This is a genomic window from Pantoea sp. PGP6 (assembly GCF_053474785.1).
Map to the genome: position 1 here is coordinate 1,292,551 of NZ_JBQBMA010000001.1, position 22,592 is coordinate 1,315,142.

General features: G+C 54.9%; 20 protein-coding genes and 6 tRNA genes. 10 read left to right on the forward strand and 16 right to left on the reverse strand.

Features of this window, described 5'->3' with window-relative positions:
• Positions 1–34: 34 nt before the first annotated feature.
• From ptsI to cysZ, 5 genes are all read right to left on the reverse strand, one after another.
• The gene (gene ptsI / locus ACLIBF_RS06215; RefSeq protein WP_069728736.1) at positions 35–1,762 is read right to left on the reverse strand and encodes a phosphoenolpyruvate-protein phosphotransferase PtsI; all 1,728 of its coding nucleotides are present in this window, start codon (positions 1,760–1,762) and stop codon (positions 35–37) included.
• A gap of 161 nt (positions 1,763–1,923) precedes the next feature.
• Positions 1,924–2,181 (reverse strand): phosphocarrier protein Hpr, encoded by a 258-nt coding sequence (ptsH, locus tag ACLIBF_RS06220; RefSeq protein ID WP_003848868.1) that lies wholly within the window; start codon positions 2,179–2,181, stop codon positions 1,924–1,926.
• Between the two features lie 173 nt (positions 2,182–2,354).
• Positions 2,355–2,549 (reverse strand): hypothetical protein, encoded by a 195-nt coding sequence (locus ACLIBF_RS06225; protein ID WP_069728737.1) that lies wholly within the window; start codon positions 2,547–2,549, stop codon positions 2,355–2,357.
• A 17-nt stretch (positions 2,550–2,566) separates the two neighbouring features.
• Positions 2,567–3,538, reverse strand: a complete 972-nt coding sequence (gene cysK, locus ACLIBF_RS06230; protein WP_448309482.1) for a cysteine synthase A — start codon at positions 3,536–3,538, stop codon at positions 2,567–2,569.
• Positions 3,539–3,679: 141 nt separating this feature from the next.
• Positions 3,680–4,447 (reverse strand): sulfate transporter CysZ, encoded by a 768-nt coding sequence (gene cysZ, locus ACLIBF_RS06235; RefSeq protein ID WP_031375860.1) that lies wholly within the window; start codon positions 4,445–4,447, stop codon positions 3,680–3,682.
• A 218-nt stretch (positions 4,448–4,665) separates the two neighbouring features.
• Between cysZ and zipA the strand changes: the two genes are divergently transcribed.
• The 3 genes from zipA to ACLIBF_RS06250 all read left to right on the forward strand — a co-directional run bounded on the left by zipA (position 4,666) and on the right by ACLIBF_RS06250 (position 7,972).
• On the forward strand, positions 4,666–5,658 hold the full coding sequence (gene zipA, locus ACLIBF_RS06240) for a cell division protein ZipA (RefSeq protein WP_031375861.1): 993 nt from the start codon (positions 4,666–4,668) through the stop codon (positions 5,656–5,658).
• Between the two features lie 75 nt (positions 5,659–5,733).
• Complete coding sequence (gene ligA / locus ACLIBF_RS06245) at positions 5,734–7,752, forward strand: NAD-dependent DNA ligase LigA (RefSeq protein WP_448309483.1); 2,019 nt, start codon at positions 5,734–5,736, stop codon at positions 7,750–7,752.
• A gap of 1 nt (position 7,753) precedes the next feature.
• Positions 7,754–7,972: a DUF3820 family protein gene (locus ACLIBF_RS06250; RefSeq protein ID WP_031375863.1), complete on the forward strand. Its 219-nt coding sequence runs from the start codon at positions 7,754–7,756 to the stop codon at positions 7,970–7,972.
• A gap of 27 nt (positions 7,973–7,999) precedes the next feature.
• Here the strand turns inward: ACLIBF_RS06250 and ACLIBF_RS06255 are convergent, their stop codons facing one another.
• Positions 8,000–9,010 carry a bile acid:sodium symporter family protein gene (locus ACLIBF_RS06255; protein WP_031375864.1) on the reverse strand — a complete coding sequence of 337 codons (1,011 nt, stop codon included), beginning with the start codon at positions 9,008–9,010 and terminating at the stop codon, positions 8,000–8,002.
• 96 nt (positions 9,011–9,106) lie between these two features.
• Between ACLIBF_RS06255 and ACLIBF_RS06260 the strand changes: the two genes are divergently transcribed.
• Positions 9,107–10,027 carry a LysR family transcriptional regulator gene (locus tag ACLIBF_RS06260; protein WP_279809763.1) on the forward strand — a complete coding sequence of 307 codons (921 nt, stop codon included), beginning with the start codon at positions 9,107–9,109 and terminating at the stop codon, positions 10,025–10,027.
• Here the strand turns inward: ACLIBF_RS06260 and ACLIBF_RS06265 are convergent.
• From ACLIBF_RS06265 to ACLIBF_RS06285, 5 genes are all read right to left on the reverse strand, one after another.
• Positions 10,024–10,371, reverse strand: coding sequence for a FlxA-like family protein (locus tag ACLIBF_RS06265; RefSeq protein ID WP_031375866.1), 348 nt, complete (start codon positions 10,369–10,371; stop codon positions 10,024–10,026). The genes ACLIBF_RS06260 and ACLIBF_RS06265 overlap by 4 nt on opposite strands.
• Positions 10,372–10,919: 548 nt before the next feature.
• Positions 10,920–10,995, reverse strand: a tRNA-Lys gene (locus tag ACLIBF_RS06270).
• Between the two features lie 4 nt (positions 10,996–10,999).
• Positions 11,000–11,075, reverse strand: a tRNA-Val gene (locus ACLIBF_RS06275).
• A 39-nt stretch (positions 11,076–11,114) separates the two neighbouring features.
• Positions 11,115–11,190: transfer RNA gene (locus tag ACLIBF_RS06280), tRNA-Val, on the reverse strand.
• A gap of 40 nt (positions 11,191–11,230) precedes the next feature.
• Positions 11,231–11,306: transfer RNA gene (locus ACLIBF_RS06285), tRNA-Val, on the reverse strand.
• Between the two features lie 269 nt (positions 11,307–11,575).
• Between ACLIBF_RS06285 and gltX the strand changes: the two genes are divergently transcribed.
• Positions 11,576–12,991: a glutamate--tRNA ligase gene (gltX, locus tag ACLIBF_RS06290; protein WP_089561696.1), complete on the forward strand. Its 1,416-nt coding sequence runs from the start codon at positions 11,576–11,578 to the stop codon at positions 12,989–12,991.
• A 36-nt stretch (positions 12,992–13,027) separates the two neighbouring features.
• On the opposite strand, the gene ACLIBF_RS06295 is transcribed toward gltX, so the two are convergent.
• Both ACLIBF_RS06295 and ACLIBF_RS06300 read right to left on the reverse strand, forming a co-directional pair.
• Positions 13,028–13,381 (reverse strand): YfeC-like transcriptional regulator, encoded by a 354-nt coding sequence (locus ACLIBF_RS06295; protein WP_031375868.1) that lies wholly within the window; start codon positions 13,379–13,381, stop codon positions 13,028–13,030.
• Positions 13,382–13,493: 112 nt separating this feature from the next.
• Positions 13,494–14,282 carry a formate/nitrite transporter family protein gene (locus tag ACLIBF_RS06300; RefSeq protein ID WP_279809762.1) on the reverse strand — a complete coding sequence of 263 codons (789 nt, stop codon included), beginning with the start codon at positions 14,280–14,282 and terminating at the stop codon, positions 13,494–13,496.
• Between the two features lie 355 nt (positions 14,283–14,637).
• Here ACLIBF_RS06300 and ACLIBF_RS06305 point away from each other — a divergent pair.
• Positions 14,638–14,713: transfer RNA gene (locus ACLIBF_RS06305), tRNA-Ala, on the forward strand.
• A gap of 44 nt (positions 14,714–14,757) precedes the next feature.
• Positions 14,758–14,833: transfer RNA gene (locus ACLIBF_RS06310), tRNA-Ala, on the forward strand.
• A gap of 352 nt (positions 14,834–15,185) precedes the next feature.
• Here the strand turns inward: ACLIBF_RS06310 and ACLIBF_RS06315 are convergent.
• On the reverse strand, positions 15,186–16,376 hold the full coding sequence (locus ACLIBF_RS06315; RefSeq protein WP_031375870.1) for a NupC/NupG family nucleoside CNT transporter: 1,191 nt from the start codon (positions 16,374–16,376) through the stop codon (positions 15,186–15,188).
• Positions 16,377–16,746: 370 nt separating this feature from the next.
• On the opposite strand from ACLIBF_RS06315, the gene ACLIBF_RS06320 reads away from it, so the two are divergent.
• Entirely contained in the window at positions 16,747–17,988 is a 1,242-nt protein-coding gene (locus tag ACLIBF_RS06320; RefSeq protein WP_089561698.1) for an Nramp family divalent metal transporter, read from the forward strand.
• 46 nt (positions 17,989–18,034) lie between these two features.
• On the opposite strand, the gene ACLIBF_RS06325 is transcribed toward ACLIBF_RS06320, so the two are convergent.
• On the reverse strand, positions 18,035–18,406 hold the full coding sequence (locus ACLIBF_RS06325) for a DUF2502 domain-containing protein (protein WP_279809761.1): 372 nt from the start codon (positions 18,404–18,406) through the stop codon (positions 18,035–18,037).
• 170 nt (positions 18,407–18,576) lie between these two features.
• Positions 18,577–19,566, reverse strand: coding sequence for an L-glyceraldehyde 3-phosphate reductase (mgrA, locus tag ACLIBF_RS06330; RefSeq protein WP_448309484.1), 990 nt, complete (start codon positions 19,564–19,566; stop codon positions 18,577–18,579).
• Positions 19,567–19,785: 219 nt separating this feature from the next.
• Here mgrA and ipdC point away from each other — a divergent pair, with 219 nt between their 5' ends.
• Entirely contained in the window at positions 19,786–21,438 is a 1,653-nt protein-coding gene (gene ipdC / locus ACLIBF_RS06335) for an indolepyruvate decarboxylase (protein ID WP_279809759.1), read from the forward strand.
• A 159-nt stretch (positions 21,439–21,597) separates the two neighbouring features.
• Positions 21,598–22,563, forward strand: a complete 966-nt coding sequence (gene glk / locus ACLIBF_RS06340; protein ID WP_031375875.1) for a glucokinase — start codon at positions 21,598–21,600, stop codon at positions 22,561–22,563.
• Positions 22,564–22,592: the final 29 nt, after the last annotated feature.

Sequence of the window (22,592 nt, forward strand, 5' to 3'; positions counted from 1 at the left end):
CCTAAGCAGTAATTTGGGGCCAGCATCTCGCAGATTAGCAGAGCGTTTTTTCTTTGATGAACTTGTTAACCAGATTCATCAAATCATCCGCTGTCGGTTGAGCCAGTGCCTGCTCCGCCAATGCCTTCGCATCTTCGAAATTAGTATTACGAATGATTTTCTTGATGCCAGGGATAGAAATGGCACTCATGCTGAACTCGTCCAGCCCCATTCCCAGTAACAGTAGTGTAGCACGTTCATCACCTGCCAGCTCACCACACATGCCGGTCCATTTGCCTTCAGCGTGAGATGCATCAATGACTTGCTTGATTAAATTCAGCACTGATGGCGTCATTGGGTTGTACAGGTGCGAGATCAAATCATTACCACGATCGACCGCCAGAGTATACTGCGTCAGGTCGTTGGTCCCAATACTGAAGAAGTCGACTTCCTTCGCCAGATGGTGCGCGATGACGGCAGAAGCTGGGGTTTCCACCATGATGCCGACTTCAATGCTCTCATCAAACGCTTTACCTTCTTCGCGCAGCTGGGCTTTTAGCAGCTCCAGTTCCGCTTTCAGGCTGCGCACTTCTTCAACCGAAATAATCATCGGGAACATGATGCGCAGTTTGCCGAATGATGAGGCACGCAGGATGGCACGCAGCTGGGCATGCAGGATCTCTTTGCGGTCCATGGCGATACGAATCGCGCGCCAGCCGAGGAACGGGTTCTCTTCTTTCGGCAGGTTCATGTACGGCAGATCTTTGTCGCCGCCAATGTCCATGGTACGCACGATTACAGCCTGCGAACCCATCGCTTCAGCGACGGCTTTATAAGCCTGGAACTGCTCTTCTTCGCTTGGCAGCGAATCACGGTCCATGAACAGGAATTCAGTACGGTAGAGGCCTACGCCTTCAGCGCCGTTGCGCTCAGCGCCGGCGATATCACGCACGGTACCGATGTTAGCGCACACTTCTACCTGATGACCGTCCAGCGTCACCGCCGGCAGATCTTTCAGCTTGGCTAATTCATGTTTTTCAGACAGATACTGTGTCTGTACGGCTTTCAGCTCTTCCTGAATCGCTTCAGAAGGATTGACGTAAATGGTGTTGTTAACGCCATCCAGAATCAGGAAGTCGCCATTTTTGATAGTGGCGGTGACGTTACCGGTTCCGACAATTGCCGGGATCTCAAGGGAACGCGCCATGATTGAGGTGTGCGAGGTGCGCCCGCCTAAATCGGTAATAAAGCCCAGCACCTTTTTCAGGTTCAGCTGTGCGGTTTCTGACGGCGTTAAGTCTTTGGCCACCAGAATGGATTCGTCCTGAATTGCGCTCAGGTCAACGATATGCAGACCTAAAATGTTCTGCAGCAGACGTTTACCGATGTCACGTACGTCAGCCGCACGCTCTTTCAGGTATTCGTCATCTAACTCTTCCAGCGCTTTCGCCTGGCCATCGATAACAGAGTAGGCAGCGGCGTCAGCAGAGGCGTGATCTTTTTTGATCAGGTCGATGATTTCCTGCTCCAGCTCTTCATCTTCCAGCAACATGATGTGGCCTTCGAAGATGGCGGCTTTCTCTTCACCGAGGGTTTCACCCGCTTTGACGCGAATCGCTTCCAGTTGTACTGCCGCCTTACTGCGGCCATCGAGGAAGCGCTGAACTTCCTGCTCAACCTGGTCATCAGAAATTTTCTTGCGGTTGATGACGATCTCGTCTTCTTTCAGCAGCAGTGCTTTGCCGAAAGCGATACCTGGTGATGCTAAAATGCCTGAAATCATAACCTTACCTTTTAATCACGATGGCTGATTGGACTCTTTGCGGTGCCATTGTCGCGGGACACGTACTTTACGAAAGCAATAACGCGGACAGATTGTCCGCGATCAAGATGTTTGCACTCAATGGCGCAGAGGAGTCGATTTGCTGGAAAGCTGAGCGGAAATTACTCCAGTTCAGCCATCAGTTTGACCAGATGCTCAACTGCTTTTTGCTCGTCTTCACCTTCCGCGGAAAGGGTCACGACAGTCCCCTGGGTTAAACCCAGCGTCTGCAGTTTGAACAGGCTTTTTGCGCTCGCTGATTTACCGTTAGAGGTCACGGTAATTTCTGACTGGAAAGCTTTGGCTTCTTTTACGAATTGCGCAGCTGGGCGAGTGTGCAGACCGTTTGGTGCGGTAATGGTAACTTCTTGCTGGAACATTCTATTTCCCCAACGTTATCAGGATGAGTGTTTTGGATCTAAAGTCTAGCCTGGAGCCGTCACTTTAGCCTGTGTAGGTGCGCGGGTATAGCATCATGCTGGCTAACGACGCGCATGAATGAATTTTTCAATTCCGTTGCGTGTCAAAAACGATTCTACACGTCACCGGGTAATTATGCCGTTAATCGCCGTTTCGCCAAATCCGTAAATCGATTCAGCTTGATCCACTTCAAAGAGGGATTAATTTCAGGCATCGAAATAATTGGCAGTCTAAATACCAGAGCCGCGTCACTGAAATCAATCTGCAGGGTGGTGAAAGTGAGATCTGCACCACAAAAAAGCACCCAATCGGGTGCTTTTTTCGACATTTTCAGACTTTCAGCCGTTACTGCTGCAGCTCTTTTTCAGTGAACAGGTCGGCAAAAAGGGCGGTACTGAGATAGCGCTCACCGGAAGAGGGAAGGATCACCACAATGTTCTTATTGGCGAAGGCTTCATCTTCCTGCAGCTTCAGCGCTGCAGCGACCGCGGCACCGGATGAGATACCGGCCAGGATACCTTCTTCTTCCATCAGCTGACGGGCAGTGCTGATGGCTTCTTCATTGCTGATGGCAATGACCCGGTCAATCAGATTCAGATCAAGGTTGCCTGGAATAAAGCCGGCACCGATACCCTGAATCTTATGCGGGCCTGGCTTGATTTCATCGCCAGCCAGCGCCTGGGCAATCACCGGTGAATCAGTCGGCTCAACGGCGACCGAAATCAAATCTTTCTTGCCTTTGGTGTTCTTGATATAGCGACTTACGCCGGTCAGCGTACCGCCAGTGCCGACGCCAGCAATAAACACGTCTACTTCACCGTCGGTATCTTCCCAGATTTCCGGACCGGTGGTTTTTTCGTGGATTTCCGGGTTGGCCGGGTTGCTGAACTGCTGTAACAGCACATATTTATCCGGGTTACTGGCGACAATCTCTTCCGCTTTCACGATAGCGCCTTTCATGCCTTTGGCGCCTTCGGTCAGTACCAGCTGTGCGCCCAGCGCTTTTAGCAGCTTACGACGCTCAACCGACATGGTCTCCGGCATGGTCAGCGTCAGTTTGTAACCGCGCGCTGCCGCCACATAGGCCAGCGCGATACCGGTATTACCGCTGGTTGGTTCAACCAGCTCAACGCCCGGCTTCAGAATGCCGCGTTTCTCTGCGTCCCAAATCATATTGGCACCGATACGGCATTTCACGCTGAAGCTCGGGTTACGGGATTCAACTTTCGCAAGGATGCGGCCGTTACCGATGCGGTTCAGTCGAACCAGTGGCGTATGACCAATTGTCAAAGAGTTGTCTTCATAGATCTTACTCATAGCCTGCCCTTAACTGTATGAATTATTGGGAACCCTCTGAGCATACCTGTTCTGCCTGGGTGCGGAAGGAAAGAAATCGCATATCTATATGTCAGCCGGCAATAAGCCTCGTTAAAAAGAGCATAAGGCTGGCTGATGGTTCTAACGCAGCTCGGTACGCGCCAGGTTCTGTCGATAGCGATCGACCCACATCGCCGTGGCACCGCAAACAGCAACCGGCATGATGGCAAGGTTCAGAATCGGAATCATGGTGAACAGACTAATCAGTGCGCCAAACTGCATGTTAGCGGTTTTGTGCTGTCGCAGGGCGTTGCGCATCTGCTGAAAAGGGACTTTATGGTTATCAAACGGGTAGTCGCAATACTGCACCGACAGCATCCAGGCGCTGAACAGGAACCACAGCACCGGCGCGACGGTCTGGCCAAAGCCGGGAATAAAGTAGAGCAGCAGCAGCCCGATGGCGCGCGGCAGATAGTAACCCAGCTTTTGCAGCTCACGCTTCATGATGCGCGGCACATCCTTAATCAACCCCATCCAACCGCTGTCGGGCAAGGGCTTGCCGGTCAGACGACCTTCGAGCTGCTCGGCCAGCAGTCCGCAGAAGGGCGCGGCGATCCAGTTCGCCAGCGTGGAGAAGAAGTAGCTAAACACCAGCACAATCGCTATCACCGACAGCGGCCACAGCAGATAGCTCAGCCACTGCAGCCAGTCCGGGATATGGGCCAGCAGGCGGGGGATCCAGTCGCCCAGCCGGTAAAACAGCCAGATAAATGCGCCGCCCAGCATCACGATGTTAATCAGCAGTGGCATCACCACAAAACGCCGGATGCCCGGCAAACGCACCAGTTTCCAGCCCTGGCTGAAATAGTGCACACCGTTAAAATTTGAGACGGATTTCTCAAGGGCCATAAAGCCAATTCTCCTGAAGATGTTGAGCCGCGCCCACTATAACCTGGCTTTTTCCACTGACCAGCTGCCGTTTGGGTAAAAAAACAGCGAAAAAGCGTGGGTCGCCTATCTTATTTGTCAGAAAATAGTGCACAGACTTGCACTTGTGTAGCAGGGCAAATACAGTTAGAGGATAAAGTTTGCCGCGGTGGCAAGGTATTGGAACAACAGAGAATACAATGATGCAGGATTTGCGTCTGATATTAATCGTTGTTGGCGCGATCGCCATTATAGCGCTCCTTCTTCACGGGCTGTGGACCAGCCGAAAAGAGCGCTCGTCAGTGTTCCGCGATCGCCCGCACAAACGTCTTAAACAACGTGATGAACATGATGAGCAGGACCTGATTGACGACGAGGACGACGGCGTCGGTGAGGTTCGTGTACGCCCTGAGCGTCATACTCATCAGGAACCGCGTTTCGATGAAGTTCGCGATCCACAGCCACAAGCGCCGCGTCAACCCGCGACCGCTGAGCCTGTGCGTCAGCCCGCGCCGCGACCTGCACCGCAGTCAGAACCTGAAAGCGATCCGCTGTTCGACACGGCCCCACAGCCTAAGCCGCAGCCGCGTTCTGAGCCGGTCCGTCAGCAGCAACCTGCGCCGACGTTTGTCGCGCCGCCGGTGCAGGCCGATCCGCTGCTCGATTTAGATCCGCTCGAGTCGGTACAGCCGGAACCGCAGTATCAGGCTGAGCCTGAACCGCAGTCTGAGGTGATTACCGCACCTGCGCCTGAAGCCAAAGCGCCAGCAGAGAAGCCGAAAGAGGCGGTGCTGGTACTGCATGTGGCCGCGCACTCCGGTGGCGAGCTGAATGGTGAAGCGCTGCTGCAGGGGATTCTGCAGGCGGGCTTCCAGTTTGGCGAAATGAACATTTTCCACCGTCATCTCAGCCCGGCAGGCAGCGGTCCGGTGTTGTTTAGCCTGGCCAATATGGTTAAGCCGGGTTCATTCAATCCTGACCTGATGACTGACTTCAGCACGCCTGGCATCTCTATCTTTATGATGGTGCCTTCCTACGGTGATGCGAATCAGAACTTCAAGCTGATGTTACAGTCGGCGCAGCGTATCGCGGATGATGTCGGCGGTGTGGTGCTGGATGATGAGCGCCGCATGATGACACCACAGAAGCTGGAAACCTACAAAGCGCGCATTCGCGATGTGGTCGGCGTCTGAGACCTGCGCTAACGGTTATCTGAATTGTTAAAACAAACCCCCGCCTGTCGGGGGTTTTTTATCTGATGGGGCTTTATGAAATCCGTTCAGGATCAAATCACCGAACTGCGCACAACGTTGCGTCATCATGAATATCTCTACCACGTTATGGATGCGCCGGAAGTCCCCGACGCCGAATATGATCGTCTGATGCGTGAGCTGCGTGAGATGGAAGCGGCACATCCCGAGCTGATCACCCCGGACTCGCCTACTCAGCGTGTCGGTGCTGCGCCGCTGACGGTTTTCGAGCAGGTGCGTCATGAAGTCCCGATGCTGTCGCTGGATAACGCTTTTGATGAAGCCACCTTTCTGGCCTTCAACAAGCGGGTGCAGGATCGGCTGAAAAACAGTGAAGACATCACCTACTGCTGCGAACTGAAACTGGATGGCCTGGCGGTCAGCCTGCTGTACGAAAACGGCCTGCTGGTGCGGGCGGCGACCCGTGGTGACGGCACCACCGGCGAGAACATTACCGCCAATGTCCGCACCATTCGTGCCATTCCGCTGCGGCTGAAGGGTGACAACATTCCGGCGCGACTGGAAGTGCGCGGCGAAGTGTTTATGACCCAGCGCGGCTTTGAAAAACTGAATGAGGAAGCGCGGCGTACCGACGGCAAGGTGTTTGCCAATCCGCGCAATGCGGCGGCCGGTTCGCTGCGTCAGCTTGATCCCCGCATCACCGCTAAGCGTCCGCTGACCTTTTTCTGCTACGGTTTCGGCCTGCTGGAAGGCGGCGAGATCCCACACAGCCACATGGCGCGACTGCAACAGTTCAAAGCCTGGGGACTGCCGGTCAGCGATCGGATCCGTCTGGCGCATAATGCGGAAGAGGCGCTGGCTTTTTATCGTGAGATTGAGCAGCAGCGTCCCACGCTCGGTTTTGATATCGACGGTGTGGTAATCAAAGTCGATTCACAGGCGCTGCAGGAGCAGCTGGGCTTCGTGGCTCGCGCACCACGCTGGGCTATCGCCTTTAAATTCCCGGCTCAGGAGCAGATGACCTGGGTGCGCGACGTCGAGTTTCAGGTCGGACGCACCGGCGCGATTACACCGGTGGCGCGGCTCGAACCGGTTCAGGTGGCCGGCGTTATCGTCAGCAATGCCACGCTGCACAATGCCGATGAAATTGAGCGCCTCGGCTTGCGCATCGGCGATCGGGTAGTGATTCGCCGTGCGGGCGATGTCATTCCGCAGGTGGTCAATGTCGTAACGACAGAGCGCCCCGATGACGCCCGTGAAGTGGTGTTTCCGCAACATTGTCCGGTCTGTGGTTCGGATGTTGAGCGGGTGGAAGGGGAATCGGTTACGCGCTGCACCGGCGGGCTGATCTGTGGTGCTCAGCGCAAAGAAGCGCTGAAGCACTTTGTGTCGCGCCGGGCGATGGATGTGGACGGCATGGGCGATAAGATTATCGACCAGCTGGTGGAAAAAGAGTATGTCAAAACCCCGGCTGACCTGTTCCGCCTGACCGCCGGTGTGCTGACCGGCCTCGATCGTATGGGGCCGAAATCGGCGCAAAACGTGGTGGATGCGCTGCAAAAGGCGAAATCAACCACCCTGGCGCGCTTTCTCTATGCGCTCGGCATTCGCGAAGTCGGTGAAGCGACCGCCGCTAATCTGGCTAACCATTTTGGTGAACTGGAAAAAGTGATGGATGCCGATCTGGAGGCGCTGATTGCGGTGCCGGATGTCGGCAAGGTGGTGGCGACTCACGTGCGTAACTTCATGGAAGAGGAGAGTAACCGCGAGGTTATCCGTCAGCTGGTTGAGGAGATCGGCATTCACTGGCCAGCGGTGGTGGTGGTGAGAGCCGAGGAGATCGACAGTCCGTTTGCGGGTAAAACGGTGGTGCTGACCGGTTCGCTGTCGCAGATGAACCGTGATGATGCCAAAGCGCAGTTAATTGCGCTGGGCGCAAAGGTAAGCGGCAGCGTTTCGAAGAAAACCGATCTGCTGATTGCTGGTGAAGCGGCCGGTTCCAAGCTGGCAAAAGCGCAGGAGCTGGGGATTGAGGTGATCGATGAAGCGGAAATGATCCGTCTGCTGGGTGCCTGAGATGGAGAAACATCAGCTGGTAGCGATCGCCAATACCGCGATGCCCTTTGGTAAGTACAAAGGGCGGATGCTGATCGATCTGCCCGAGCCTTACCTGCTGTGGTTTGCCCGCAGCGGGGATTTTCCGTCAGGCCAGCTGGGTGATCTGATGCAACTGACGCTGGCAATCAAAATTGAAGGCCTTGAAGGGTTGGTTAAACCGCTTAAGGCCGGCAATTAATTCTGCCCGCGCTGGCGGGCAGTATCTCTACTTTTGCGACTCCATCACCGGCGCTTTAACCTGCTGCGCCTGCAGCTTCTCGCCACTCTTTTTGTAGCGCCCGGCGATAAATGAACAAACCATCAGCTGAACCTGATGGAAGATCATTAAGGGCAGCACAATCATCCCTACACTGCTGGCGGGAAACAGAATATTCGCCATCGGCACGCCGTTCGCCAGGCTCTTCTTCGAGCCACAAAAAAGCACCACAATTTCATCGGCACGTTTAAAGCGGAACAGACGTGATGCCAGCAGGTTGATCAGCAACACTGCGGTCAGCAGCAGTACGCATCCTGCCAGAATCCATAACAGCGTATCGACGCCCACGCGATGCCAGATGCCGTTGATGACCGCTTCACTGAAGGCGGAATAAACCACCAGCAGAATGGAAGTCTGATCGGTTTTGCCAATCAGACTGCGATGTTTCTCCACCCAGGCACCAATCCAGCGGCGGGAGAGATGACCCAGCACAAAAGGCACCAGCAGCTGCAGCATAATCTTACCGATTTGCTCCAGGCCATCTGATGGCGCATTGCTGTGCACATCCATCACCAGATTAACCAGCAGTGGGGAGATAAATACCCCCAACAGGCTCGACGCTGAGGCGCTACAGACCGCCGCTGCGACGTTACCGCCCGCCATTGAGGTGAAGGCGATGGCTGATTGCACCGTCGCAGGCAGAATGCAGAGGTAGATAAAGCCGGTATAGATTTCGGGGCCGACATTCACCGGATGCCACCAGACCAGCAGCAGACCGAGCAGCGGGAACAGCACAAAGGTACTGAACATAATCCACAGATGCAGCTGCCAGTGACTGCTGCCGGCGATGATCTTTTCACGTGATAACTTGGCACCGTGCATGAAAAACAGCAGGGCGATGGCGGCCGTGGTCAGATAGCTAAAGATATCGACGAAAATGCCTTTTGCAGGCAGGAAAGACGCCAGCAACACGGTGATGATGAGTTTGACCATCATCGGATCGAGCCGTAAAAATCCCATTGTTAAAATCCGGTTAAATATTGAATAGCAATGATTGTGCGCGAAGCGGGTTTAGAAATAAAATTGATTTATTGAATTAATCTATGAGCTGAATCGATGAATTATACCCTACGACAGTTGCGAACCTTTATCGCGGTGGCGCATTACGGCGGATTCAGTCAGGCCGGGCAGGCGATCGGTCTGAGTCAGTCGGCGGTCAGCCACAGCATAAAAGAGCTGGAGGCGGAGACCGGCGTACGCCTGCTGGACCGTACCACGCGGGAAGTGATGCTGACTGAAGCCGGACAGCAACTGGCGTCGCGCATGGAGCGATTGCTGGAAGAGATCAACACCACGTTGCTGGATATCCGCAGTTACGGCGAGCAGCGCAGCGGTACGGTGCGGCTGGCAGCCAGCCAGACTATTTCAGCCCATCTGATGCCACAATGCCTGGCGGCTAGTCAGAACCATTTTCCCGACATTAAAGTCATCCTCCACGATCGCGCCCAGCAGTGGGTACTGCAAAGCGTGCGCAACGCCGAGGTCGATTTCGGTATCATCATCGGTCCGCTCAGCGATACCGATTTCGATTGTCTCGCCATTCTGGATGAGCCATTTCTTCTATTGTGCCGCGATGACGATCCGCTGGCGCAGGTGGAACAGGCGCAGTGGTCGATGCTGGCGGGGCGTACCATGGTGCTACAGGATTACGCTTCAGGTAGTCGGGTGTTGATTGATGCGGCGATGCAGCAGCAGCAGATTCAGGTCGACGTGGTGCAGGATATCGGGCATCCCGCCACGCTGTTCCCGATGGTGGATGCGGGGATTGGCATCAGCATTTTGCCGGCGCTGGCCTTGCCGCTGCCGGCCGGGCGAGCGCTCACGGTGAGGCGCTTATATCCGGAGATAAATCGCAGCCTGATGCTGATTAAGCGCAAAAATCGCTCGCTGACGCCAGCCGCCGAAGCGATCTGGCAGGAGGTGCGCCAGCAGGCCGCGCTGCTGGCGCAACAACGCGCGGTCAGTCCACCGTTTTAGATATAGACATCAAGCTGGTTCGTGTCGGTTGGACGGTTGACGCCGTCCGCTTTGATTTCGCCTGGCAGTTTGCTGTCGTCATTTTTCTGCTCAGCCTGTTCAGCCTGCTTCTGCTCTAACTGGGCAATCTGCGCTTCCAGCATGGTGATTTGCGACTCATACATCTGCTGCATCTCAGCTTTTTGTTTGTCCGTCAGATCTGCATTGCTGGACAACTCTTTAAGCTGGGTTGTGATGTTCTGAATCTGTTTGCTTAGCGCGGCCACCTGCGACGCAACACTGCCGCCGCCGCTGCTGTCACCGCTACTGACTGCACTGCTTAAAATTCCGGATATAGATGACATCATTTTCTCCCTGCAAATAGTCATTAACGATTATCGGCCTGCGGAAAAATCACTTGAGAAGAAAAATGTTAAGAAGGCGAAAAGAGCGGTGAGGGCAAAATGGCCCGAATGATGAAGTGCGGAGGTGGGGGAGGAGGAAGGGGGGGCAGCAGAAACGAAAAAAGCGCCTTAAAGGCGCTTTATTCTGAATGGGTGGGTCGTGCAGGCTAAGCCGCGGCCCGTCCGGGGCCACGCCCTGCGGGTGATGCTGGCGCATCAGCCTGAACCGCTCCCGGCGCTTCAGTCGAACCTGCGCAGTTTCTCATCCGGCACGTTCAACTCAGTGCAGCAGAAACGAAAAAAGCGCCTTAAAGGCGCTTTATTCTGAATGGGTGGGTCGTGCAGGATAAGCCGCGGCCCGTCCGGGGCCACGCCCTGCGGGTGATGCTGGCGCATCAGCCTGAACCGCTCCCGGCGCTTCAGTCGAACCTGCGCAGGTTCTCATCCGGCACGTTCAGCTCTGTGCAGCAGAAACGAAAAAAGCGCCTTTAAGGCGCTTTATTCTGAATTGGTGGGTCGTGCAGGATTCGAACCTGCGACCAATTGATTAAAAGTCAACTGCTCTACCAACTGAGCTAACGACCCGAAGTGGTGGGTGATGACGGGTTCGAACCGCCGACCCCCTCCTTGTAAGGGAGATGCTCTACCAACTGAGCTAATCACCCACTTCGTACTGCTTAACAGGTGTGTATCACACTAAGATATGGTGGGTGATGACGGGCTCGAACCGCCGACCCCCTCCTTGTAAGGGAGATGCTCTACCAACTGAGCTAATCACCCATATCTTATAACCTGTTCACTGCGGGCCACCGGATTAGAGTGGTGGGTGATGACGGGTTCGAACCGCCGACCCCCTCCTTGTAAGGGAGATGCTCTACCAACTGAGCTAATCACCCCCGCTGTGTGGAGTCGCATTATAGGGATAGTTGATTTTGAGTCAACGCTTTTTAAAACATAAATGTGCGTTCGGTTTATTTTTAAACATCCTGTGGCGCTTTTAGCCAATGTGCTGGTTTTACTGGCAGAAAAGGCCCTTTTCCTCGGGCGCAGCCAGCGGGCACGCATTGAGGATTCACCACCAGATGCTAGAATGTGGCCACTATTTCGCGTCTAACCTGTTTTTTGTCATCCAGACAGAGAACCCGCGCATCTAAGGCAATACTGAATGAAAATCAAAACTCGCTTCGCGCCCAGTCCTACCGGCTATTTACATGTGGGCGGCGCCCGTACCGCACTCTATTCCTGGCTCTTCGCCCGCCACAATCAGGGCGAGTTCGTGCTGCGTATTGAAGACACCGATCTGGAGCGCTCAACGCCAGAAGCCATCGAAGCTATTATGGATGGCATGAACTGGCTGAGCCTCGACTGGAATGAAGGCCCTTACTACCAGACTAAACGTTTCGATCGCTATAACGCGGTGATTGATGAAATGCTGGCGGCGGGCACAGCCTATAAATGCTACTGCTCGAAAGAACGTCTCGAAGCCCTGCGTGAACAGCAGATGGCGGATGGCGAAAAGCCACGTTACGACGGTCGCTGCCGTGACAGCCACGATCATCACGCAGCGGATGAGCCTTGCGTGGTGCGTTTTCGCAACCCACAGGACGGCTCGGTCATTTTTGATGACCAGATCCGCGGTCCGATCGAATTCAGCAACCAGGAGCTGGATGATTTGATCATCCGCCGCACCGACGGTTCACCGACTTATAACTTCTGCGTAGTGGTTGATGACTGGGATATGGGTATTACGCACGTCATTCGTGGTGAAGACCATATCAACAACACCCCGCGCCAGATCAACATCCTGAAAGCGATTGGCGCACAGGTGCCGGTCTATGCCCATGTGTCGATGATCCTCGGCGATGATGGCAAGAAGCTGTCCAAGCGTCACGGTGCCGTTGGCGTTATGCAGTATCGTGATGATGGTTATCTGCCGGAAGCGCTGCTGAACTACCTGGTTCGCCTCGGCTGGTCACATGGCGATCAGGAGATCTTTAGCGTTGCTGAGATGACTGAGCTGTTTACGCTGGATGCGGTCAGCAAGTCTGCCAGTGCCTTCAATACCGAAAAATTGCAGTGGCTGAATCACCATTATATTAATGCCCTGCCGCCAGAATATGTTGCGACGCATCTGCAATGGCATATTGAAGAGCAAAAAATTGATACCCGTACCGGTCCGGAACTGGCGAAGCTGGTTGGTCTGCTGGGGGAACGTTGTAAGACGCTGAAAGAGATGGCGGCTTCCTGCCGTTATTTCTATGAAGACTTTAATGAGTTTGACGCCGATGCTGCGAAGAAACATCTTCGTCCGGTCGCGCGTCAGCCGCTGGAAGTGGTGCGTGATAAGCTGGCGGCAATCAGCGACTGGACTGCGGAAAACGTTCATCAGGCGATTCAGAGCACTGCAGATGAGCTGGAAGTCGGAATGGGCAAAGTCGGTATGCCGCTGCGTGTGGCGGTGACCGGTGCCGGTCAGTCACCCGGTCTGGACGTGACTGTTGAAGCGATTGGTCGCAGCCGCAGCGTCGCGCGCATCGATCAGGCGCTGGCCTTCATCAGTGAGCGCGAAGCGCAGGCCTAAATAAATCTGCCGGAAGCAGCACGCTTCCGGTTTTTTTTACTCTTCATTAATCCCCAGCCGCTGCAATACGCCTTTAATCCCTTCACGTAATATTAATGCCGTGAACTGATCCTGCTCGGCCTGACTCATTTGCTGCACGGAACTAATTAATAACGCAGGCAATGAATGAGGGGCTGTACCGTAGGTCGCTGAGGGTTCATTCAGGTTGCGCGTTGACTGGATGAAATTTTTAACACGCTCATCAATATGGATCAGGCGAGCCTTACCGCCTTGTACACCGGGCTTTGGCGTGGTGGTCCAGTTTTCCCGTTTGATCCACTTGTTCACCGTTTGTCGACTGTAACCCGTTTCTGCTGCCAACTCTTCGGGAGTGAGCCATTCCTTTTTCACAATGCTGTCCCTGTTAAATACATTAGCACTACATATTACAGCAAAACGTAACGGGTGAAAGTAACTGAAGGTGAAATTGCCTTTTGCCACTCGACAAAAGGCAAGAAATCATTTATTGCACGCTGCTGGCAGGTTCAACAGCCGGACGGAAGGCGAGGAAGTAGGCCAGACCGACGAAAACTGCACCACCGACGCCGTTACCTAAAAATACCGCGATAAAGTTAGGGAAGTATTCTGCCCAGCTCATCTGACCGGCGAAGATGGCGGCCGGAATGATAAACATATTGGCCACTACGTGCTGGAAGCCGATAGCGACGAAGGCCATGACCGGGAACCACATGCCGAAAATTTTGCCCACCACATCTTTACTGGCAAACGCCAGCCACACCGCCAGACAGACCAGCCAGTTACAGCCTACGCCGGAAATAAAGGCGTGCAGGAAATCGGCGTGTACTTTCGCTGAGGCGATGGCGACAGTCTTCTTCAGGTAATCCCCTTCGGTCATGCCCAGCATGTGGCCAAAGAACCAGGCCACCGCCACGCTGCCGAGGAAGTTAGCCAGCGTCACCCAAAACCAGTTACGCGCGACGCTGAAAAACGAGATACGACGGGCAAACCACGCCACCGGTAAGGTCATCATATTGCCGGTCAGCAGCTCTCCGCCCGCCAGAACCGTCAGAATTAATCCGACCGGGAAGACCGCCGCACCCAACAGGCCGCCGAATGAGCCCCAGTCAGCAGGCAGGGAATTGATAACGTGCAGATCCAGCAGGAAGCCGGTGGCAATAAAGGCTCCTGCCATAAACCCGAGGATCAGAAGAATGCTGACCGGCGCACGGCTTTTGGCCACGCCCGCCTGGATCGCCAGTTGGGCGATTTCTTTTGGTGTATGCAGCGACATAGTTTCTCAATATTTTTTTGATTAATGGGACGGTAAACGCCTGGTGGACGCGTGGCTGGCGGGAGAGGGTCCCGCTGACCACTTAATTAGCGCGCTAAGTTTTGCATGCGGAAAAGACGAAGACAAGAAAATTCCTATAACATATTTAACCGTGATTTAACCTGGCCGCAGTCTGAATAACAGAAAAAACCGCTCAGGCTTTTACAGCCGCTTTTCTGAGGTTGCCATGCTGCTGAAACCGCTCAGGTTGCCGCCTTTTTCAGCGATCAGACGCAGAATGTGATTTTGCCGTTGACACCCTGGAGGGGGTTTCATATTATGCCGTCCGTCGCTTAACACGACAGTTTTTCGGTTCGGGGCTATAGCTCAGCTGGGAGAGCGCCTGCATGGCATGCAGGAGGTCAGCGGTTCGATCCCGCTTAGCTCCACCAAACTTCTTCCCAAAAGTTTGGCACTGAAAAACGATTCCAGATGTGGGGGTATAGCTCAGCTGGGAGAGCGCTTGCATGGCATGCAAGAGGTCAGCGGTTCGATCCCGCTTATCTCCACCATTTTCTGACAATTTCTGTCAAACTCGCCTTTCTGATTGTGACTTCTCGTTTAACCGCGCGAATGCGTGATTTCTGCCGTTTATCACCCGATCGGCCTGTATCTGAACCTTCTGTTGTATCCACCTGTGCTTATCACGCTCAGAACGCTGCTGTGCGGCGATACCGCCATTCTTTGTCTGCCAGACGACTATTCTGCCCCGGCACGCTGCTGAGATGATTGCGCTGTGCTTAGCGATCGGTGATGCGCAGCGTCAGCATGTTGCTGAGCCGTGATGACAGGAAGCAGAAGAGGGATGAAGCAGAAAGGGCAAAGAGACAGAAGAGAAGGGCGAGACCTGCTCGCCCTTTTAAATCAGAACGCCAGCACCAGACCGGCAATCGCGGCTGAAAGCACGCTGACCAGGGTTGAGCCGTACAGCAGTTTCAGACCAAAGCGGGAAACGACGTTGCCTTGCTCTTCGTTCAGACCTTTGATAGCGCCTGCCACAATACCGATAGAAGAGAAGTTAGCGAACGAAACCAGGAACACCGACAGGATGCCTTCGGCGTGCGGTGACAGCTGACCGGCGAGTTTCTGCAGATCCATCATCGCAACGAACTCATTCGACACCAGCTTGGTGGCCATAATACTGCCAACCTGTAACGCTTCACCTGCCGGCACGCCCATCACCCAGGCAAACGGATAGAAGACATAACCCAGCACGCCCTGGAAGGTGATACCGAAAATCACGTCAAACAGTGCATTCAGGCCGGAAATCAGCGCGATAAAACCGATCAGCATCGCGGCCACAATGATGGCAACGCGGAAACCGGCCAGGATATACTCGCCCAGCATTTCAAAGAAGCTCTGGCCTTTATGCAGATCCTGCAGTTGCAGATCTTCTTCGCTGTCGACGCGGTAAGGGTTGATCAGTGACAGCACGATAAAGGTGCTGAACATGTTCAGTACCAGCGCCGCGACCACATATTTAGGCTGCAGCATAGTCATGTAAGCGCCGACAATCGACATCGAAACGGTCGACATCGCGGTGGCCGCCATGGTGTACATCCGGCGCTGTGACATCTGGCCGAGGATATCTTTATAGGCAATGAAGTTTTCTGACTGTCCCAGTATCAGAGAACTCACGGCGTTAAACGATTCCAGCTTGCCCATGCCATTCACTTTTGACAGCACGGTGCCGATGCCACGGATAACCCACGGCAGAATGCGGAAGTGCTGCAGGATACCGATCAGCGCAGAGATAAAGACGATCGGGCACAGTACGTTGAGGAAGAAGAAGGCGAGGCCTTTATCATTCATATTGCCGAAGACGAAGTTGGTACCCTCAGCCGCATATTTCAGCAGATGGTCAAACACGCCGGCAAAGCCTTTGACGAATCCGAGTCCCGCTTCGGAGTTCAGGAAGAACCAGGCGAGCACAATTTCAATCACCAGAAGCTGTATAATGTAGCGAATGCGAATACTTTTTCGGTCGTGACTGACCAGCAAGGCCAACACGCCGACCACCACCAGTGCTAAAAGAAACTGCAAAATATGGGACATGGTTGCTCCAAATTTGAGGAGGGTTGTATTTTGCTGCGTATTCTATGTAACGCGTTACTTAAAAACGAGATCTGAACCACAATATAAGTATTCGCTATCACCTTATTTTCCAGAAAACTCTCAGCGATCACGTCTCGTTTACAAAACGTTCACAGTAGATAACCACAAATTTATTGTCTATATTTTGCACCGGGCGTAGAGTGACATCGTTGCTCACATTTTTAGCACTCACTTCCTTTACTGTAAGATATAGCAATGGCTATACTTTATAGCAGCATCTATTTCATCAATAACAATAACCGAATTTCACTTGCAACCGCTTCCTCCTAAGCTTGCCGGGGTAGGCACATGTTCAGACAGGGTACCGTATATGTTTGAAAGTCGTACCGCCGAGCGCGCCGCTCGCGGAGTAAGAAAAGTCAAACTCGCACTGTTGGGACCCGCGTTTATTGCCGCTATCGGCTATATCGATCCGGGCAACTTTGCGACAAATATTCAGGCGGGCGCGGCGTACGGCTATAAATTGCTGTGGGTGGTGGTGTGGGCCAACATCATGGCGATGCTGATCCAGCTGATGTCGGCCAAACTGGGTATCGCCACCGGCAAAAACCTCGCTGAACATATTCGTGACCGCTTCCCCCGGCCGGCGGTGTGGTTCTATTGGGTGCAGGCGGAAATTATCGCTATGGCCACCGATCTGGCGGAATTTATCGGCGCGGCGCTGGGCTTCAAATTGCTGCTGGGCATCTCGTTGATGCAGGGCGCGGTGCTGACCGGCATCGCTACCTTCCTGATCCTGATGTTACAGAGTCGCGGACAAAAGCCGCTGGAACTGGTGATTGGCGGGCTGCTGCTGTTTGTCGCCGCCGCCTATATCGTTGAGCTGTTCTTCTCCCAACCCAAGGTCAGTGAACTGGTGATCGGCATGGCGCTGCCCTCTTTGCCGACCTCAGATGCGGTGTTCCTCGCCGCCGGGGTGCTGGGCGCGACCATTATGCCGCACGTGATCTATCTGCACTCCGCACTGACCCAGGGCAAAAGCAGCGACAGCAAAGGTCAGCGTTACTCGTCGACCAAACTGGACGTGGCGATTGCAATGACCATTGCCGGATTCGTTAACCTGGCGATGATGGCAACCGCAGCCGCGGCCTTCCACTTTAGTGGACACAGTAAAATTGCCGAACTCGATCAGGCCTACCTGACGCTGCAACCGTTACTGGGCGAAGCCGCTGCCATCGTGTTTGGCCTGAGCCTGGTGGCCGCCGGTTTATCGTCGACGGTGGTTGGTACACTGGCGGGACAGGTGGTGATGCAGGGCTTTATCCGTTTCCATATCCCGCTCTGGGTGCGCCGCACGGTGACCATGCTGCCCTCCTTTATTGTCATCTGGGCAGGCTGGGATCCGACCCGTATTCTGGTGATGAGTCAGGTGCTGCTCAGCTTTGGTATTGCGCTGGCATTAATTCCGCTGCTGGCGTTCACCGGCAACCGTGAACTGATGGGCGATGAGATGGTGAATTCTCGCCTGATGCAGCTGACCGGCTGGGTCATTGTGGCGCTGGTGATTACGCTGAATATCTATCTGCTGGTGGGACAAGCGCTGGGACTATAACGGCGGCAGGCAACGAGAAACGCCCGGTTTTGCCGGGCGTTTTGCATTAATGGTGATCGTGTCCATGATGGTCGCGGTCATGGTGATCGTGACGGTCATGATGGTCGCGACGATACTGATGTTCCCAGCGGCGGTCCCGATCACGCTTGTGCCAGCGGCGTTCACGCTCCCACTCCTGATGACGCCGCCACTCTTCATGACGCCACCAGCGGCGCTCATTCCAGGAATAGCGATCGTTCCACCAGCGCGGTTCGCGCCAGTGGCCGCCATCCCAGTAGTAGCCACGACGGTCGCGGTCACCCAGTTGCAAAGTCACGCCGGGAGCCAGCGTTATGGAGGCACTGGACGCGTGTGCGGTGTGTATTGCCAGCGGTGATAACATTGCCAGCAAGGCGGCAAACAAAACGGCTCTTTTCATTTTTTTCTCCTCATCAACAGTCTGATGCTGTTGCGGCGCAGCGATTATGCCTGCGTATTGCTGTTGTTACCGCATCATTGTGTCGGAAGATTGTGAGGAAATTGGGGAGAAAACGGGGATTGAGACTATTCTGGCGCAGAAAATGCCCGGCCTGCGCCGGGCGAAAAAAGTTACTGCAGGGCAGCCTCAATTGCGGCTAACTCTGCCTGATCAAACTGACGGCTGGCGAGCATCGCCACTGCATCATCAATCTGGGCGGTTTTGCTGGCCCCGATCAATACTGAGGTCACCCGATCGTCGCGCAACACCCAGGCCAGCGCCATCTGCGCCAGTTTTTGTCCACGCTGCAGGGCAATCTCATTCAGCTTGCGGACTTTTTCCATCTTCTCGTCGGTCAGCTGATTCTCGCTAAGGAATTTACTGCCGCTTGCTACCCGTGAATCCTCCGGAATGCCTTGCAGATAGCGGTCAGTCAGCACGCCGCCCGCCAGCGGTGAAAAGGCGATACAGCCGACCCCCGCGTCACCCAGCGTCTGAATCAGACCCTGCTCCGGAGTACGTTCGAACATTGAATAGCGCGGCTGGTGGATCAGACACGGCGTGCCGAGATCGCGCAGAATGGCAATCGCCTCGGCTGCGCGATCGGCCGGATAATTCGAAATGGCGGCGTATAACGCTTTACCCTGACGCACCAACTGATCCAGTGCGCGCATAGTCTCTTCCAGCGGCGTCTCCGGATCCGGACGGTGATGATAAAAGATATCGACATACTCCAGCCCCATACGCTTCAGGCTTTGATCGAGACTGGCCACCAGATATTTACGCGATCCCCAGTCACCATACGGACCGTCCCACATGGTGTAGCCCGCTTTGGTCGAGATAATCAGTTCATCGCGATGAGCACGAAAATCTTCGCGCAGAATACGGCCAAAGTTTTCTTCTGCCGAGCCCGGCGGCGGACCGTAGTTATTGGCTAAGTCGAAGTGGGTTATGCCGTGGTCAAACGCATGACGCAGCAGGGCGCGGCTGTTATCCACCCGGGTGTTGTCACCAAAGTTATGCCACAGGCCAAGTGAGATTGCGGGAAGTTTAATGCCACTGCGGCCGCTACGGCGGTATTCCATCTGCTGATATCGATCGGGACGGGGGAAAGACGACATTCAACGCTCCTGGGTCAAAAACGGGGATTTGTGCCAAAAGGATAGCAGTGTATACGGTTACACTCAGTGACAACGCGCCGCAGATCGCATATTTACAGAGTAATCCGCCGCCGTAACGGCGGCTTGCCAGCCATTGTGGCTGGCACCTGCGACTCTTTTCTCGCCAATTTTGCAGGCTGTCAGATACTTAAGCCGACTCTCCTATAAAAGGAATCTGCTATGTCCGCTTTTACTGTTGGTGACTACCTGTTGGCGCGTCTGCAGGAGATTGGCGTGCAGCATCTGTTCGGTGTGCCGGGTGACTACAATCTGCAATTTCTGGATCGGGTTATCGACCATCCGGTAATCCATTGGGTCGGCTGTGCTAACGAGCTGAATGCCGCCTACGCCGCAGACGGTTATGCCCGCTGCCGCGGGTCAGCGGCGCTGCTGACGACGTTTGGCGTGGGCGAACTGAGTGCCATCAACGGCATTGCCGGCAGTTATGCCGAACATCTGCCGGTGATCCACATTGTCGGCGCACCCGCGACCCAGGCCCAGCAGCAGGGTGACTGCGTGCATCATTCACTGGGTGATGGTGATTTTCGTCATTTCATCCGCATGGCTGAAGAGGTGAGTGCCGCAACCGCGCTGTTAACCGCGGAAAATGCCAGCGCGGAGATCGACCGGGTGATTGTCAGCGCGCTACAGATGCGCCAGCCCGGCTATCTGTCGCTGGCGGTGGACGTAGCCGCCTGTGACGCTGAGCCACCAACACAGCCCTTAAACCTGATCCACGCTTCATCACACCAGGTGCGCGAAGCCTTCAGGCAGGCCGCCGAACGGTTGCTGGCACCGGCAGCGCGGGTTTCGTTACTGGCGGACTTTCTGGCATTGCGCTGGCAGCAGCAACCGGCACTGGCCGCGCTGCGCCAGCATCGTGCAATCCCCTGCGCCAGTTTACTGATGGGCAAAGGGGTGCTGGATGAACAGCAACCGGGATTTGCCGGCACCTACGCGGGCGAGGGCAGCGCCGGCCAGGTCCGTGAGCAGATCGAACAGGTCGATGTCACCCTCTGCGTGGGCGTACGCTTTACCGACACCATTACCGCCGGCTTTACCCAGCAGTTTGCTGCTGAACGTCTGATTGATCTGCAACCACACTGCGCCACTGTGGCCGGGGAAACGTTTTCACCGCTATCGATGGCTGACGCGCTCAGCGAACTTGATGGATTATTTGCCCGCTATGGTCAGCAATGGCAGCTCGGGCCGCAAGCGACCGCCGCCGCGCCGGTTGAGGCGGCGGCGACCATCAGCCAGCAGGCTTTCTGGCAGGCGATGCAGGAATTTCTGCAGCCAGGCGATATTATTCTGGCTGAGCAGGGCACCGCGGCCTTTGGTGCGGCAGCGTTGCGCTTGCCGACACAGGCGCAGCTACTGGTTCAGCCATTATGGGGATCGATCGGCTATACTCTACCGGCAGCGTTTGGCGCGCAGACCGTCAATCCCGCTCGCCGGGTGATCCTGATTATTGGCGACGGTTCGGCACAGCTGACCATCCAGGAACTGGGGTCAATGTTGCGCGACCAGCAGCAGCCAATCATCTTTCTACTGAATAATGAAGGATATACGGTTGAGCGGGCCATTCACGGCGCAACACAACGTTACAATGATATCGCCCAGTGGAACTGGACGGCGTTGCCGCAAGCCCTTAGCCTGCACGGCCAGGCACAGAGCTGGCGCATCAGTGAAACGGTCCAGTTACAGGAAGTGATGGCGCGACTTTCTCAACCTCAACGTCTGACGCTGGTTGAGGTGGTGATGCAGAAAGAGGACTTGCCTCCGCTGCTGCGAAAAGTCACTGCCTGCCTGAATCAACGCAACGGTGGATAGATTCAGATAGTTGCCGCTGTGCAGGTCAGGCTATCGCGGTTAGGCTGTAGCGCACCTGAGTAGACGCTCACCAATCGCACCGGTGAGCGTTGTTGTTTTATGGGCAGGATTTTATAGTGTCCTCCAACTCTTTAAGACCCCAAGCGGAGCAACAGAAGAATGACAACCTATGCCTTGGTCGGCGATGTCGGCGGCACCAACGCCCGTCTCGCCCTGTGTGAGGTGGAAAGCGGCAGCATCTCCCAGGCCAAAACATTCTCAACATCAGAGTACGACAGCCTCGAAGCCGTCATCCGCCATTATCTTGATGAACAACAGCAGGATATTAAAGATGGCTGTATTGCCATCGCCTGCCCGATTACCGATGACTGGGTTGAAATGACCAACCACGATTGGGCGTTTTCGACGCGCAAGCTGAAAGAGAACATCGGTTTTGAACACCTGGAAATCATTAACGACTTCACCGCGGTTTCGATGGCGATCCCGATGCTGACTGCCGATAACGTTATTCAGTTCGGCGGCGGCGAGCCGGTTAAAGATAAACCTATCGCTATTTACGGCGCCGGTACCGGGCTGGGCGTCAGCCATCTGGTTCACGTCGATAAGCGCTGGGTGAGCCTGCCGGGCGAGGGCGGTCACGTCGACTTCGCCGCCAACAGCGAAGAAGAAGATCAGATTCTGGAAGTGCTGCGCGAAGAGCTGGGCCACGTCTCCGCAGAACGCGTGCTCTCCGGTGCCGGGCTGGTTAACCTCTATCGCGCCATCGTTAAAGTGGATAATCGCGTGCCGGAAAACCTGAAGCCGAAAGATGTCAGTGAACGGGCGCTGGATGACAGCTGCACCGATTGCCGTCGTGCACTTTCGCTGTTCTGCGTCATCATGGGACGCTTCGGCGGCAACCTGGCGCTGAACCTCGGCACCTTTGGTGGCGTTTATATTGCGGGTGGCATCGTGCCACGCTTCCTGGAATTCTTTAAAGCCTCGGGTTTCCGTGCTGCGTTTGAAGATAAAGGCCGTTTCCGCGATTATGTTGCCAGCATCCCGGTTTATATGATCACCCACGATCAGCCTGGCCTGCTGGGTGCCGGTGCGCATCTGCGTCAGACGCTGGGCCGCGAAATCTGATTTGCACCTCATCCGCTATACCGCTTCCC

What these genes read in the sequence shown, in the direction of transcription:
- ptsI (WP_069728736.1), bottom strand. Translation starts at nt 1,762, where the DNA reads ATGATTTCAGGCATTTTAGCATCACCAGGTATCGCTTTCGGCAAAGCA.
- ACLIBF_RS06320 (WP_089561698.1), top strand. Translation starts at nt 16,747, where the DNA reads ATGTTTGAAAGTCGTACCGCCGAGCGCGCCGCTCGCGGAGTAAGAAAA.
- ACLIBF_RS06325 (WP_279809761.1), bottom strand. Translation starts at nt 18,406, where the DNA reads ATGAAAAGAGCCGTTTTGTTTGCCGCCTTGCTGGCAATGTTATCACCG.
- ACLIBF_RS06255 (WP_031375864.1), bottom strand. Translation starts at nt 9,010, where the DNA reads ATGGGATTTTTACGGCTCGATCCGATGATGGTCAAACTCATCATCACC.
- ACLIBF_RS06225 (WP_069728737.1), bottom strand. Translation starts at nt 2,549, where the DNA reads ATGTCGAAAAAAGCACCCGATTGGGTGCTTTTTTGTGGTGCAGATCTC.
- ACLIBF_RS06260 (WP_279809763.1), top strand. Translation starts at nt 9,107, where the DNA reads ATGAATTATACCCTACGACAGTTGCGAACCTTTATCGCGGTGGCGCAT.
- ACLIBF_RS06315 (WP_031375870.1), bottom strand. Translation starts at nt 16,376, where the DNA reads ATGTCCCATATTTTGCAGTTTCTTTTAGCACTGGTGGTGGTCGGCGTG.
- ACLIBF_RS06250 (WP_031375863.1), top strand. Translation starts at nt 7,754, where the DNA reads ATGGAGAAACATCAGCTGGTAGCGATCGCCAATACCGCGATGCCCTTT.
- ptsH (WP_003848868.1), bottom strand. Translation starts at nt 2,181, where the DNA reads ATGTTCCAGCAAGAAGTTACCATTACCGCACCAAACGGTCTGCACACT.
- glk (WP_031375875.1), top strand. Translation starts at nt 21,598, where the DNA reads ATGACAACCTATGCCTTGGTCGGCGATGTCGGCGGCACCAACGCCCGT.
- ipdC (WP_279809759.1), top strand. Translation starts at nt 19,786, where the DNA reads ATGTCCGCTTTTACTGTTGGTGACTACCTGTTGGCGCGTCTGCAGGAG.
- ligA (WP_448309483.1), top strand. Translation starts at nt 5,734, where the DNA reads ATGAAATCCGTTCAGGATCAAATCACCGAACTGCGCACAACGTTGCGT.
- cysZ (WP_031375860.1), bottom strand. Translation starts at nt 4,447, where the DNA reads ATGGCCCTTGAGAAATCCGTCTCAAATTTTAACGGTGTGCACTATTTC.
- zipA (WP_031375861.1), top strand. Translation starts at nt 4,666, where the DNA reads ATGATGCAGGATTTGCGTCTGATATTAATCGTTGTTGGCGCGATCGCC.
- mgrA (WP_448309484.1), bottom strand. Translation starts at nt 19,566, where the DNA reads ATGTCGTCTTTCCCCCGTCCCGATCGATATCAGCAGATGGAATACCGC.
- gltX (WP_089561696.1), top strand. Translation starts at nt 11,576, where the DNA reads ATGAAAATCAAAACTCGCTTCGCGCCCAGTCCTACCGGCTATTTACAT.
- ACLIBF_RS06300 (WP_279809762.1), bottom strand. Translation starts at nt 14,282, where the DNA reads ATGTCGCTGCATACACCAAAAGAAATCGCCCAACTGGCGATCCAGGCG.
- ACLIBF_RS06265 (WP_031375866.1), bottom strand. Translation starts at nt 10,371, where the DNA reads ATGTCATCTATATCCGGAATTTTAAGCAGTGCAGTCAGTAGCGGTGAC.
- cysK (WP_448309482.1), bottom strand. Translation starts at nt 3,538, where the DNA reads ATGAGTAAGATCTATGAAGACAACTCTTTGACAATTGGTCATACGCCA.